Genomic DNA, 14,970 nt, shown 5'->3' on the forward strand with positions numbered 1-14,970 from the left:
CAACATGCATCCCAGGATCTCCCCGCCCACCCTGCAGGTGGGCTACGACGGCGCCGACATGGACACCTCCGCCTCCCCGCGCACCGTCACCGGCCGCGTCGACGTGCATCCCCGTGGCTTCGGCTTCCTCACCGTGCAGAAGCCCGGCACCCCGGAGGTGCTGTCCGCCTTCATCACGCCTCCGGACCTGAACCCCCTCTTCGCGGGCGACATCGTCTCCGCCACGGTGACGGCCTCCGGCGAGGGCCGGTGGACCGCGTCCGGCCTGTCGCTGGTGGAGCGCACCCGCACCGTCGTCTACGGCGAGGTCGTGTCGCGCAAGGGCGCCTTCTTCCTGCGCATCGACAAGGAGGTCTCCAACACCGACTGGCCCCTGGACCCGGGCTCCACCCCCGTCCAGCACAACGACGCCGTCGTGGCCCGCATCGCGGAGGGCAAGGTCGTCCTCGTCTACAAGCTGGAGCCCGGCGCGGACCGCTCCCTGGAGCGCGTCATCGCCCGCCACGGCCTCCACCGGGACTTCCCCCCGGAGGTCATCGAGGAGGCCCTCCGCGCGAAAGAGACGCCCCACGCCCTGGGCGGCGCGCGGCGCGACCTGCGCTCCATCCCCACCGTCACCGTGGACGCGCCCTCCACGCGCGACATCGACGACGCCATCTCCGTGCTGCCCGCCGGCCCGGACGGCGCCCTGCGCCTGCTGGTGTCCATCGCGGACGTGGGCGAGTCCGTGCAGGAGGGCACTCCCCTGGACCTGGAGGCCCGCGCCCGCGCCACCAGCGTCTACCTGGCCGGCCGCGTGCTCCCCATGCTCCCGGAGGAGCTTTCCGCGCACTGGCTCAGCCTGGTCCCCAATGAGGAGCGCCACTGCCTCACCGTCGAGCTGCGCATCGACGCGGAGGGCCGCGTTACCGCCGCGGATGTCTATGAAAGCCTCATCCGCTCCTGGGCGCGGCTGAACTACGACGAGGTCGCGGACTTCCTCGATGACGGCACCGTGTCCCCCGCCATGGAGCCCGTGCGCGACGCCATGCCCTGGTTCCGTCTGGCCTCCGCGCGGCTCGCCGTGTCCCGCGCGGCCCGCGGCGGCATGGCCATGTCCCGCGACGAGGCGCGCTTCACCTTCGACACCGCGGGCGCCGTGTCCGGGCTGGCCGGGGAGAAGGACACCTCCGCGCACAACATGATCGAGCGCTTCATGGTCGCGGCCAATGAAGCCATCGCCTCCTGGCTGATGACCCGCGGCGTGCCCACCGTGTACCGCGTGCACGAACAGCCGGATCCGCAGCGCGTGGCGGACGTGAACGCGTTCGCGCTGCACTCGGGGTTCGCGGCGGGCTTCGGCGCGCAGCTCACCCCGCTGGCCCTGGCCGCGTTCGACCGGCAGATCGCCGGAGCGAAGGCGGAGGCCGCGCTGCGCTCCGTGCTGCGCCGTTCGCTGGGTCCGTCCCGCTACACCGTGGTGCCGGGTCCGCACTTCGGGTTGGCCGCGCCCCTGTACCTGCACTTCACGTCGCCCATCCGCCGGTACGCGGACCTCGCCGTGCACCGGCTCATCAAGGCGTACCTCCACGGCCGGCGCGACTTCGTGCACGAGGACCCGGAGATTGAAAAGCTCTCCCAGCACATCAACGTGCGCGCCCGCTCCGCCAACCGCGCGGAGGCGGACCGCCACCACGAGCTGGAGGCGCGCTTCATGTCCACGCGCATCGGCCAGCAGTTCCCCGCGCGCGTCGTGCGCGTGAAGCCCTTCGGCCTCCTGGCGCAACTGGATGGCATGTGGGTGGAGGGCATGGTGCCGGCGGAGGGACTCGCCGGAGGCCCCTACCGTCCGGACGCGCGTGAGCTGTCCATGGTGGGCAAGACGCGGACCTTCACCGTGGGCATGCCCATCACCGTGAAGGTCGTCTCCACGGATGAGCAGCTGGGCCGGGTGGAGTTCGCCCTGGTGGAGTAGCGCGGGACCCGGTACGGCCTTTCCAGAAAGGGTCCGGAAAAATAGGTGAACCAGACTCGCGGGCCCGTTTCGTATCCGGTCCGCGAGCGCACCGACTCCGTCATCCGGTCCCGTCCGCGAGCACGTCCTGACTCGAAGGTCGGCACTCCCATGCGCGGTATGCGCAGGGCATTGCCATGGAATTCAAAGGCCAAATGAAAAGAAGAATCTCAGCGGTATGGGGGCTGGGGATTTCCCTGCTCGTGGTTGCCTGCGGGCAACCCTCAGAGCAGGAAATGTCCCAGGAAGCGCTGCACACGACGGAACAGGCATTGACCGGGCCCAGCTGCCGGCCGACGGCGGCGCCGGAAACCCTTCCAGGTGCGCCCACGGGCCTGGACATCGTCTGTCAGGGGCCCTGGGAGTACCGCCAGGAGTGCTTCAAGCTGAGCAACACGTCCGCCTGCGCGCAGGACGGGTGGTACGACAAGGCCTGCAAGAAGGACGCGACCTGCAACTACTCCACCCGGGCCACCGGCACCTATACGGACAGGAAGGCCGCCGGGCAGAACATCCACGAACAGTCCTGCGACTACTCCGAAAAGCCTCCCTGCGAGAGCACCGACACCACCATCTATACCCAGACGTGCCAGGCGCGGGCCACGCAACTGATTGGTGAGCTGCGGACCCAGGGCAAGGAGGATCCCAAGTTTCCCCTGTACGTCCTGTCTGCCTATTCGACGGGCAACCGGGTGCTCGGCACCTCCACGACGAGCAACGAAAGCGGCAGCGGCTGGAGCCAGACCACCACCACCACGCCGTGGACGGAGACCTGCTACATCGCCATCGCCAACGTGGTGTCCACGTGGACGTACGGCCAGCACTCCGAATGCGGTCAGGTGGACGCCCTCTGTCCTGACTACGACCGGCCCAAGTACAAGTACTGCCGCGCCGCCTCCCACGGCACGGAGAACGACCCCGCGACGTGCGACGCGGAGCCGGGCGGAGGCTTGAAGTTCTCCATCGGCGGCCTGTCGCAGAACACACTCAAGAGCACCTCCGACTCGCTCGCGGACATCCGCGTGGGCAGCAGCTACCCCAACCGCCCGCGCTGCATGACGGCGGACGACACCGCCTACGCCTCCGTGGACGCCAAGTACACCCGGCTGGTGACCCAGCTGGATACCCTGAGCCCCACGGACCGGCGCTTCGACAGCCCGCTCCTGAAGTTCAAGCTCATCAATGCGCTCAAGCTGCTCTTCGAGCTGCACGCGGACAGCCCCGCCCTGGACTCCAACGTGCAGGCGGGCACCTACGCCACGCGCCGCGCGCGCCTCCTGGCGCTCTTCACGGCCTACCCGGAGATCAACCACTTCTTCCGGGTGGACCCGACGGTGGACTTCCCCTGGGTGCGCGAAGGCCCCGCCACCTTCATGTCGCCGGACACCTTCTCCGTGCGCTGGACGGGCTTCGTGGAGGCGCCCACGGCGGGCACGTATGTCTTCCACGCGAAGTGGGACGACAGCGCCCGCCTGTGGGTGGATGGCCAGCTGGTGCTGGAGCGGCCCGTCTACGTGGGTGAGGTGTGGCACCAGGTCAGCGTCCCGCTCACCGCGGGCCGCCATGCCCTGAAGCTGGAGAACGTGGAGGGTGCCTGGGACGCGGGCATGCAGCTGTACTGGCAGCCCCCGGGCGCCACGGCCGCCGTGCCCATCCCCACCAGCCGGCTCTTCACGCCGGACCAGACCCAGAACGGCCTCCTGGGCGAGTACTTCGACAACGAGGACTTCACCTCCGACACCTGCTCCACGGGCCTGCCCGCGCCGTCCGCCAGCCACCCCACGTCCCAGAACGTCGTGGGCACGCTGGCCCTGTGCCAGCGCCTGCTGGACAGCCACACCTCCGCCACCGCCGCCAGCAGCCTCCTGGACACGTGCACCGCCGCCGCCACGGGCATTGAACAGCTCACGACCGCGGGCCTGGACACCCAGGCGTACTGGACCGCCTACGACAGCATCATGTCGCAGCTGCTCCTCAAGGGCCTGCCGGGCATGACGACGACGCTGGGCAGCAGCGGCCGCGTGGGGGAGCTGCGCCAGAAGCTCCTCTCCATCCAGCGCTGGTACGGGGCGGCCCGCGCCCACCTGTCCACGACCACCAGGCCGTCGCCGGAGCTGATGGCGCGGACCAGCACGGTGATGAAGGCCTTCTGGACGGGCGCCTGGCTGAAGGACGAGCTGGGGCTGACGGCCACGACCAACGCGCAGGCGGAGACGGTCCGCGCGAAGCTCCTCTCCGACGGCTTCATCGCGGACCGCCAGGTGCTGCTCGCGGCGTTCGGTGAAGGGGGCACGCCGCCGCTCACCGGCGCGCCGCTGCTCTTCCTGCTGGATGACTCGCTGCGCGGCCTCAACGAGCGCATGCTGGACGTCAGCCGTCTGCATGACATGGGCTGCCGCTTCGTGTCCTGCACCACCCGGTCCACGGTGACGAGCCAGCTGTGGAACGTGCTGGCGCACCTCAACGACCCGGCCACCTTCTCCACCTACGTCACCGCCGCGGTCAACGTGTCCACGGAGTGGAATACGGTCTTCAGCCAGATGAACTCCGGCCACGGAGCCTTCCGCTCTGCGGTGGAGGACGCGCTGGGCCTGACGGCCGGCAGCTACGACAAGAACGACCTCTTCACCCGGCCGGTGTCCGGTCCCGCCATGTCCCTGACGGCGATGCTGCGCGAGGCCCAGGCCCGCGCCACCGGCTACGCGGTCAACGGCCTCTTCACCGCCGAGGACGAGAGCACCGTGAAGGTGGGGCTCGACCTGCAGAAGCAGTCGGCCGTCCTCACCGAGCTCAACAAGATCATCGGGCAGCTGGACAACAACATCTCCTCCTACAACTCCAACCGCGTGACGCTGGTGCAGGGCCTGCTGGCCCAGCTGCAGAACCAGGGCAGCCTGACGAACCTGGACACGCGGAGTCTCCAGCTGGATGCGCAGCTGAAGGCGCTCAACAAGGACATCAACGGCCTGCGCGTGAGCCAGGCGGTGGAGGAGGCCCGGCTGGGTGACTTCATGGATGGCTTCGAGGCCCTCTACCCGGCCATCGCCCAGACGGGGCAGGCCATGCTGAAGACCGAGGAGGGACTCACCGTCCCCAACCGCGGGCGCGGAGGCCCGATGGACAACGACGTGTCCGCCATGGCGGCGCTGAGGTCGAACGGATCCACCCTCCAGCTCCAGCCCACCGTGGGCAGCCAACTCGTCGTCCAGGTGGGAGGCCGCTGGTCCCCGACCTGCGCGCTGGGCCTGACGGCCGGTCCCAATGGCAACCTCGTGCGGGTGCAGACGTCCTCGCAGACGCCCCTGCCCATCATGACGGGACCCGAGGGCTTCACCGTCACTGCGTCCGCGGGCAACTACACCGCGTCCGCCAACGACACGGTGAACTCGCAGGGCAACTTCTCCAACGCGACGAACACGGACTCGTTCTGCGCCGGGTTCAATCCCTCCATTCCCATCATCGGCGGTATTGGCGGCGTCAACAGCTGCATGACCTCCGAGACGGGCACCACGTGGACCCGGACGTGGAACCAGACGTCCTCCACTGGAAACGAGACGCGCTCCACCTTCTCCGTGGCGCGCGGCGTGCGGTCCCTGCTGGCGCCGTTCCCGGACGAGCCGGTGGGCAGCCTCCTGCTGGTGGAGATGGTTCACGGGGCCACGGACCGCGCCAACGTCCGCTCCGTGCGCGTGCTCCAGTCGCCGTCCACCTCGGTGCTGGTGACCGCGGCGTCGGACTACTACGTGGTCGTCAATGACGCGCCCATCGTGGCGAACACGCCCACCGCGGCGTGCATCAACTGGGTGGGCAACTCCCAGCTGGACGTCCGCATCGCGCAGCTGAGCCCGCAGTCCAACGAGGCGGTCCTCCTCACCTCCAAGCTGGTGACCGGGCTGGAGAAGCTGAAGCAGGACGCGAAGCTCTACGCAGCGCAGGGCCGGCTGCTGCCAGGCCAGATGAGCAGCCTGCGCGCCAAGGCCTTCAGCGACATCTACCAGTCGTGCGGCTGCACGAGCCTGAGCGCCTACCCGGAGAGCCTGAGCAGCCTCTTCGGCACCTTCGTGGAGAAGGCGCTGGTGGACGTGGAGCGTGAGGTGGAGCTCATCAACCTGGAGCGGCAGCTGCGCCAGGTGGCGCTGGAGATCCAGGCGCTGGAGGACGAGCGCGCCAACGCCCAGACCCAGTCCCGCTTGCTGGCGCTGATGCCGGCCTGGGCCCTGCGCAACCTGGAGGGCACGGCCCTGCGGGTGCAGCTGGAGGCCCTGGAGGTGGTGATGAGCCAGTGGCTCGCGCCCACCGTGCGAATCCTGTACCCGGAGACCCTGGTCAGCTTCTCCAATACCGAGCTTGCCAGCATCAATGCGCTCACGGCCATCGACCCGACCTCCACCAGCACGGACCTCAGTGCGCTGGCGCAGACGGCGAAGGCCGCGGCCCAGGCGGTGGAGACGCATCTCTCGGCGTTGCGTGTCGCGGGTCCCGGCACCCAGGTGCTCGACGTCATCGTCAGCGTTCCCCGGCAGGACAAGACGCCTGTCACGGTCTACCGCAAGCTGGAGGCCGGGGCGGCGAAGCAGATCTGGGACGACATCCTGGCGAACCGCAATCCCACGGTGACCCTCACGCCGGAGCACTTCTACCGCAAGGGGGGCGGTGTGAATCAGCTGCCCTGCAACATGATGACGCCCATCATCCGGTCGATGACGTTGTACGGCGTGCTGCCGCCCAACAACTCCGCTCCGGCCGCCAACACGACCACGAGCCTGACGCGGACGATGGGCTTCCCGACGACGTCCGATCTGTTCCGGTATGACTTTGCTGACGACACCTACCTGGGGCCCCCGGTGAAGGTGAATTTCGGCACGACGCAGGACCTGGCGTTGCTGCCGCCGGCGAGCCCGCTGGACTTCTACCTGACCAACTCGTCCATCGCCACGGGCCTGTCCCCCTTCACCAGCTACCACGTGAACCTGGAGGGGCTCGCGGTCACCTATCCGCCCGCGGCGCCGAACCTCATCAGCCCTACCAACCCGGTGGCGAAGTCCAGCGAGCTGCTGATGGTCTTCAGGGTGGAAGTGAAGCCGAAGGCTTCCGGCGCGGTCCCCAACGGGGTGATGAGCTGCCAGTAGTCAGCTGCTCGTAGGACAGCGAAGTGGGTCATGGCCTCGTCCGGTGGGTGCAGCCCGGGCGGGGCCTTTTTTTCCAACGTCTGTCTTTCCTTTTCTTGAGTGAGACATCGCATGCGGAATGTATGGGGTTTGCTGGCCGGGCTGTGGTGCGGGCAGGTGCTCGCCCAGCCCTTCAATGATGCGTTGGTGCAGGCGCCGCAGCTGGAGGCACCCAAGCGCGGAAGCCTGGTGGGGCAGTACGCGGCCACGGAGCTGGGGCCCGCGGACGTGAGCCGGGGTGGCTTCAGCCTGGCGTCCACGTTCGCCGCGCCCACGGAGCGCGGCGTCCTCCAGGCCGGGGTGTTCCCCACCTATTCGCCCGAGGGAGGCATTGGCGAGTGGGGCCAGGGCTGGGGTGTGTCGCTTTCCATGACGCGCACGCGTGTCATGGGAGAGCTGGACTACGCCACTGACGAGCTCACCGGGCCCTGGGGCCGCATGGTGAAGGGGACGGACGGGCGCTGGTACCCCGTGGGCCTCAAGGGCAACGTGCGAATGGAGGAGCAGGGGACCACGCTGGTGGCCCTGCTGCCGGACGGCAGCCGCTGGACGTTCGGCGGCACCGCGCGCGTGCAGACCGCGCGAGGCACCTATGCGTGGCACCTCACGCAGGTGGTGGACGCCACCGGCCACAAGACGAAGCTGGAGTGGACCGCCAATCCCTCCGGGCGCCTGTTCCTGACGGCCGCTCTCTACGGAGGCATGGGGGACGACTTCCAGCAGCGCGTGGACTTCATCTACGAGTCCGTGGCGACGCCCTTCGTGGACTGGCGCTCCGGGCAGGCGCTGCGGTTGGACCGGCGCGTGTCGCACGTGGAGGCACGCAGCAAGGACGCCGTCACGGGCCAGTTCGGGCTGCGCTGGAGCCATGCGCTGAGCTACCGGCCGGATGCGCTGGGCCCCGGCTTCCAGCTGGAGTCCGTGCAGCGCACGTATGCGTCGGGCCAGTCCACCCCGGCGGTGACGTACACGTATGAGCACGCGGAGGACCTGCTCCCGGCGGCGGCGCCGCGCTTCATCCCCAAGTTCGACAACGTGATGCTGGCCTACTCCGAAGGAGTGGCCCTGCCTTCCGAGTCCACCCCGCTGGATGACGGCGACGACGGGTTGGTGGACCTGGAGAACCGCACGGACTTCAGCCTCATCCGGCAACAGCCGGGCGGCTACACGTTCGAACCGCTGCCTCCGGCCGCCATCGACGCGCGCCCCGAGTGCCGGCCGGATGCGTCCGCGTTCAACACGCCCCGCCTGCTGGCGAAGATGCGGCCCGAGCAGAATGACTACCAGGTGGTGTCGCTCTCCTGGAACGCGTTCCTGAACAAGACGGAGCTGCTGGTGTGCGAGCGGAACGGCCACGCCGTGCACCAGGGCTGGCTGTATGACTATTGGAACCTCGGGCCCAACACCCGGCTGGTGGACCTGAACCGGGACCGGCGGCCGGACCTGCTGTCTGTCTATCCGGGCGGCTACAGCGTGCTGCCCAACCAGAGCACGGCCACCGCGTATGCCTTCGCGTCCGTGCCGGTGATGGGGACGCTGAACCTCCAGGTTTCGCCCCAGGCCACCTGGGTGCAGGACTTCAACGGCGACAGCGTGCCGGACCTGGTGGTGCGCTACTCCAGCGACCTCTTCGTCTACGAGGGCAAGGGCCAGTTCCAGTTCGAGGAGGAGCCGCACATCTACGAGGCGCGCTTCCCGGACGGCTCGCCGGTGTCGCTGGCGGGCTTCGAGCTGAGCTTCACGGACATCAACAACGACGGCCTGCAGGACGTCATCGCTGGCAGCTACTACGGGGCGCTGCTGATGGTGAACGACGGGACGCGCCTGGTGCAGGTGCCGGTGCCCGCGCTGGAGCTGCTGGCGTGGAACTCCAGCTTCCCGGTGGTGCAGGACCTGGAGGGCACGGGCAACACGGAGCTGTTCTACGTGGAGAACGGCCTGGCCCACTCCGTCGCGCTGGACACGCCGGGCACGGGCCTCTTGAAGGCCGCGGACGACGGCAAGGGGACGCGGCTGTCCTTCCGCTACGCGCGCAGCCCCGTGGCCGCCCAGCAGGGCGCTCGGCAGCCGGTGCTGGACACGCTGACGGTGGAGTCCAGCGGGCAGGAGACGAAGGCCTATCACTACACCTACGACCAGCCCGCGATGCACTCGGTGGGGAAGTTCCTGCTGGGCTACGGCCAGGTGACGCGTGAGGGCGTGCACGTCCGGGAGGAGATGTCCTTCTTCAACGACGACGACAGCGCGGGCCTGCTGCTGTCCTCGCGCGTGCGCGACGCGAAGGCGCCCCAGGTGGAGCAGTTCTCCTCCAGCCAGTACGAGGACGTGTCGCTGGCGGGCATCCCGTGGAAGCGGTTGCATGCGCAGGACCAGGGCTGGCGGTCCACGACGGGCAGCCAGCAGGTGTCGGAGCACACGGAGTACCAGTCATACACAGCGGACGTCTGCCCCTCGCGGGTGGTGACCACGACGGCGCAGGGCACGCTGACCACGGAGCGGGCGCGCGCGTCGGTGCCCGGGCTGGGCCTCGCGCTGCACTGCCTGGAGAGCCACACGGAGATCACCGGGCAGCATGCGCAGGCGTGGATGGATTTCCATCACGAGGGCGTGGTGGAGCGTGACTCGAAGGGGCTCGTCACGGCGGTGCGCAGCGTGGCGGGCACGCAGACGGTGACGTTGCAGGAGGTGACGTACAACCCGGACTCCTCGCTGGCCTCCATCACCGTGCCGGGCAAGGGCACGGCGTACTTCCACCAGGAAGCGGGACGGCGGCTGCTGTACCAGACGGACGCGCCGGACGGCGTGGTGACGCGGGTGGTGGACCGGAACCCGCTGACGGACGCGGTGCTGACGCTGGAGGTGGACCGGGGCGGGACGCCCTACCGGCGCTTCTTCCGCTACGACGGCCAGGAGCGGCTGACCCGGGAGTGGGACAGCCTGGGCGGGTCCGACCTCAATCCAAAACAGACGTATGGCTATCAGTACGCCACGGCCACGATGCCCGGCTCCTTCCAGCTCTCCACGCTGGTGGACGCCTCCCAGGGCGCGGTGCGCGAGTCCATCGAGTACGTGACGGCGTCAGGGGATGGGCTCACGTCGGCGCACCGGATTCCGGAGGGCTGGACGTTCGACAGCCTGAGCCGCAAGGACGGCGCGCGCGCGGAGCTGCGTACGCTCTTGCGGCCCGCGGTGGGGCCGGCGACGAACATGCTGGCCATGGACTACGTGGCGCTGCTGGCGGGTGGCCGGCAGGTGGCCTTCCAGAGCGCGTCCGCTTTCGGTCATGACGCGGCCACGACCACGACCTTCCACGAGGGCGTGGAGAAGCAGGTGGCCACGAGCCTGGGCTTCGAGGCGGGAGCGCTGACCCAGACGGCCGTGGAGAACGGGACGTTCACTGCGAGCCGCACGCTGGACGCGGCGAAGCGCGTGCTCTTCCAGGAGGACGAGGCCCACACGCGCTACGGCTACCACTACGACGCCTCTGGACGTCTGCGCGAGGTGGTCATGCCGGACGGCGCGACCCACCGCGTGCACTACGACGGCCACGGTCGCGTGAGCCAGCTGGTGCGCCAGGGCATCGCGACGGTGGAGTACAGCTACGACCCGACGAAGGGGCAACTCACCCAGAAGCGCTTCGTCTCTCCGGCGGGCGCGCTGCAGCGGCAGGTGACGTTCGCGTACGACACGATGGGGCGGCCCTTCACGGAGACGCACAGCCTGGCGGCCGGCGGCAATCCGCAGGTGTACCGCTACTACCACGACGGAGCCTCGCCCACGCAGGGGCCCACGGGGGACCAGAAGGGCTTCCTCACGGCGGTGTCGGGCGACGGCTACGTGAAGACGCTCCAGTACCGCGAGGACGGCAAGCTGCTGTCGCGGACTCTGGCGCTGACGGGCTGGCGCACGGTCCAGACGCAGCTGGCGTACAACGACGTGGGGGACGTCTCCTCCAGCACCACGGTGCTGAAGGCCGCGAATGGGACGGTGCTGTCGTCGGACACGCAGGCGTACAAGCTGGACGCGTACGGGCGGCTCAAGGAGGCGTGGCTGGGGACGGGCAGCACGGCCCCGGCGAAGTTGGCGTCGCTGGCGTATGACGGTGAGGGGCGGGTGTCCTCGGTGGACTTCACCGGGGGGACGCACGTGGGCTTCGGCTACGACCCCCTCACGCGAACCCGAACCACGCGGACGCAGGCCACGCCCACGTGGAGTGCCGCCACGGCGCAGCGTTTCAACGCCCGCGGTCTGGTGGAGTCCGAGGACTTCACGGTGGGCTCGCAGGTGTGGCAGCGCGACTACGCCTACTCCGCGCAGGGCTTCCTCACGCAGGCGCAGGACGCGCACGACAGCTACGGGTATGGCTATGCGCCGGAAGGGTTGCCCACGTCCATCGAGGAGAACGGCACGTCACGCGCGGTGACGCGCACGGGCAGCACGCTCACCGCGGGCAACGTGACGTACACGTTCGATGCGCTGGGCCGCGCGGTGACGAAGGGCGACCTGACGTTCACCTACGGACCGAACGGGCACGTGGCCACGGCGACGCGGGGCACTCAGCAGTGGCACTTCCTCTACGACGAGACGGGCCAGCGCATCCTCAAGCGCGAAGGCACGGTGCCGGTGGCCGGATACCTGGAGGCGGGCGAGTACCTGGATGCGTCCGGCCTCACGCTGCCAGTGCACTTCGCGGGACAGCTGGTGGGTGTCCTCCAGCAGGGTGTGTTCCGCCCGCTGGGGGCGGACATGCGGGGCACGTTGCTGACGGACACGGCGGGCGCGCCGTTCGTGGCGTCGCCGTACGGTCATCGCGCGTCGCACCCGGACATGTCTCCGGCGATCGAGTTCGTGCAGAAGGGATACGACGCGGACCTGGGGCTCATCCGCATGGGCGTCCGTGACTATGACGCCACGCTGGGGCAATTCCTCACGCCGGACGGCCTGTTCCTGGAGTCGCCGGACCTGTGCCTGGGGAGCCCCAGTGAGTGCAACCTGTACTCATACGCACGCGGCAATCCGACGGGCTTCACGGACCCCACCGGCAAGTGCTCGGCGAGCCTGAAGTCTGGCATTGACTGCGTGGGGCCCGCGCTGGCGCAGGGCGCGGCCGTCGAGCAGGAGATGACCCAGGCGTGGAAGGACGGCAACTACGGCACGGCCACCGTGGCGGCGGTTCTGAGCTTTGCGAACGGTGCGGTCGTGGTGTCGGCATACGTGGAGCAGGGGGTCATTGATGTAGGCAATGGGACCTACAAAGCGACCTCTGGCTTCATCGAGGGGGACTATGAAAAGGCGCTGAACGGATCGGTGGAGACATTGGTGAACTTCGTGCTCGCTCGGGTCGGATTGTCCGCCGAGATGTTGAGCGCGGAGCTTTCAGTGGGGGGGAGGATGGCCTCGGGCCTGCGCGCGACAGGTACGGTGAGGGCTGTTGCAACAGAAGCCCCCTCCATGGCGGCAACAGGCTCATCAACCGCGGAGGCGAGTGCCACGACATTGACGCGTAACGCCGAAGAGGGCGTAAAGAAAATACGTCTGTGGCGTGCGGTTGAACCCGAGGAACTCGCCGATGTGAGGAGGTTTGGTGACTACAACATCCATCCGAACTCAACGTTCAAGCGGTTCGCCTTCGACGAACAGTCGCTTGATGCCTTTGCGAAGGCGAACCCTGGTCGCTCGTACACGAAAACGTACATTGACCTGCCAACCGACAAGCTCAAGTTCATGTATGAACATCCGGATCCCGGAGGCGTGGGCAAAAGCATCGGGATCGATGTCTACGAGACACCCGAGTTCTACAAATGGTTCAACGGGGTGAACGTCCAATGAGTCGCTATAAGGCCAAACTGACCATCTTCTCGCACGATCGGGGTGGTCGACCGGCGATGCCACTGGGGTCCGGTTATTCACCTCACGCGTGCACGCCAGGGGGACAGGAAAACCTGCCTATCATTCTCCATGACGTCCCCTCATCTGCGGCATTCAACACCGAGTTCGAAGCGGTCGTTGAGCTTCGGTACCCCACTCGCCTCGATTATTCAGCCCTCATGTCTGGCCAAGGCTTTGACTTGGTAGAGGGCGTGAGGCGAGTGGGCCGTGTTCGGTTGGGTGAGGCACTGTCGTAGCGCGACCCTGAGTCGTCCCCTCATTTGAGATAAACATCAAGGCGCGTCCCCAGGGGTTGTCTGGTCCCAGTGCAGCGTGGGGAGCGGTAGCGTAACCGTTCCCCACGCGGGTGCAGTTCACACCGCGGAGAATCCAGAGGCGCAGGTCCGCTGCCCGGAGAAGGGAGATGGCCTCCTCATCGTTCACGATGAGGCCTTCTCCAAGGACCCGGCACGGTTCGAGCGGTATCTGGTCTGCGACGCGTGCGGAGCACGCAACGTGATGCTCATGCGTGCTTCGCCTGAGACAGACTGACTCACCCCGCCAGCGGCAGGCCGTCCGTGGACTCCACCAGGACGTTGCCGCGCACCCAGCCCAGCAAGCCGGTGGACGACTTCACCAGGTACCAGACGTCCTCCCGGTTCCCCAGCTTCGCGGGGACGCTCGCGGCCAGCACCCGCACCTTGGAGCCCTGCGCCGTCGTGGCCACCACCGCGGAGCCCGTGCGGGCCTGCGCCAGCGGGAAGGACTTCTTCACCGTGGCCTCCACACCCGCCGCCGCGGCGTCCAGGCCCACCGCGTACAGCTCCTGCGGCACGTGCACCAGCTTCCACGCCTTGCGGTCCAGCGTGTACTTGTCCCGCTTCTGCCAGAAGCCCATCCACGTATCGACCAGGACGATGCCGTTGCCCTTCGCCTCCGTCAGCGCGCGCACGTCCCCCAGCGGCTTCACCGTCCTGCCGTCGTAGCCGTAGAGGAAGAAGCGGTGGTCGTCGTCCACGTCGCCCAGCGTGTGGACCAGCAGCTCCTTCCACTTGTCGCCCGTGTCCAGGTCCACCACCGTGAAGCCACGCACCTCGTTGCCGGAGGCACTGCCCTGCGACGTGGCGCCTCCCACCTTCAGCGTGAACTTCCCGTCCTTGCCCGCGCTGAGTGACACCGCGTCCGGCTTGCCGTCCCCGTCCAGGTCCACCTGCGCGGACGTCACGGGCTCGTCGTTCTTCTGCGCGGACGCAGGCGCACCGGCGAACAGCACGGCGGAGGACAGCACGGCCAGCAGGGATGTCTTCACGGAAGCGGGACCTCGGTCGGGAACAGGGGCCGCGTCACGCTAGCCGCCCGCCAGGCCCCCGGACACACGCTTTCACCCCGAGCGGCGGAAGCGCCCCCGGAAGTGCCGGTCCAGGTACACCTCCGCGTGCGCCAGGGCCTCGCGCGTCTCTCCAGACAGCTCCAGCCCGGCCGCGGCCACCCGCGCCTGACGCATCGCGGAGCCCCTTCCGTCCCCAGCGGAACCCAGGGCGGCCGCCACCGCGTCCACCCGGGCGTGCGCGGCGTCCACCACGCCCTTCGCCTCCTCCAGGGACACCTCGCCCTCCGCCAGCGCGGTGAACAGCTGGCAGCGGTAGCGGCGGCAGGCCTCCGGGCGCTCCTCATAGACGGTGCAGCACAGCCCCTCCAGCGCGGCGCAGCGCTGGGGCAGCACCCCCGCGCCGTCCTCCCGCGTCCCCAGCGGCAGGCCCCGCTTGCGCAGGGCTTCCGCCTCGCCGGGCTTCAGCGGCACCTGGGTGAAGAGGGTGCCGTCACAGCACATGCCGCAGTGGAGGCAGAGGGTGGACAGGGCGGAGGACATGGCGCGTGCGGGATAACGCCCCGCGGGGGAGCGAGTCATCCCCGACGTGTGTGTGCGCCCAGACCTCCGTC

5 protein-coding genes are annotated in these 14,970 nt (G+C 68.6%); 3 read left to right on the forward strand and 2 right to left on the reverse strand.

Translation table 11 applies throughout. From position 1 onward, the window contains the following. The first annotated feature begins 58 nt into the window (after window positions 1–58). The 3 genes from AABA78_RS33895 (at window position 59) to AABA78_RS33905 (ending at window position 12,990) form a co-directional block, all read left to right on the forward strand. Window positions 59–1,954, forward strand: a complete 1,896-nt coding sequence (locus AABA78_RS33895; protein ID WP_338269671.1) for a ribonuclease R family protein — start codon at window positions 59–61, stop codon at window positions 1,952–1,954. 275 nt (window positions 1,955–2,229) lie between these two features. Then, window positions 2,230–7,122, forward strand: coding sequence for a PA14 domain-containing protein (locus tag AABA78_RS33900; protein ID WP_338269553.1), 4,893 nt, complete (start codon window positions 2,230–2,232; stop codon window positions 7,120–7,122). Window positions 7,123–7,233: 111 nt separating this feature from the next. Further along, window positions 7,234–12,990 (forward strand): RHS repeat-associated core domain-containing protein, encoded by a 5,757-nt coding sequence (locus tag AABA78_RS33905; RefSeq protein ID WP_338269555.1) that lies wholly within the window; start codon window positions 7,234–7,236, stop codon window positions 12,988–12,990. A gap of 592 nt (window positions 12,991–13,582) precedes the next feature. Here the strand turns inward: AABA78_RS33905 and AABA78_RS33910 are convergent. Together AABA78_RS33910 and AABA78_RS33915 are read right to left on the reverse strand one after the other, a co-directional pair. Further along, window positions 13,583–14,338 (reverse strand): hypothetical protein, encoded by a 756-nt coding sequence (locus tag AABA78_RS33910; RefSeq protein WP_338269556.1) that lies wholly within the window; start codon window positions 14,336–14,338, stop codon window positions 13,583–13,585. 72 nt (window positions 14,339–14,410) lie between these two features. Further along, window positions 14,411–14,899, reverse strand: coding sequence for a YkgJ family cysteine cluster protein (locus AABA78_RS33915; protein ID WP_338269558.1), 489 nt, complete (start codon window positions 14,897–14,899; stop codon window positions 14,411–14,413). Window positions 14,900–14,970: the final 71 nt, after the last annotated feature.

It is taken from the genome of Corallococcus caeni (genome assembly GCF_036245865.1).
GTDB lineage: Bacteria > Myxococcota > Myxococcia > Myxococcales > Myxococcaceae > Corallococcus > Corallococcus caeni.

What these genes read in the sequence shown, in the direction of transcription:
- AABA78_RS33915 (WP_338269558.1), bottom strand. Translation starts at nt 14,899, where the DNA reads ATGTCCTCCGCCCTGTCCACCCTCTGCCTCCACTGCGGCATGTGCTGT.
- AABA78_RS33895 (WP_338269671.1), top strand. Translation starts at nt 59, where the DNA reads ATGGACACCTCCGCCTCCCCGCGCACCGTCACCGGCCGCGTCGACGTG.
- AABA78_RS33900 (WP_338269553.1), top strand. Translation starts at nt 2,230, where the DNA reads ATGTCCCAGGAAGCGCTGCACACGACGGAACAGGCATTGACCGGGCCC.
- AABA78_RS33905 (WP_338269555.1), top strand. Translation starts at nt 7,234, where the DNA reads ATGCGGAATGTATGGGGTTTGCTGGCCGGGCTGTGGTGCGGGCAGGTG.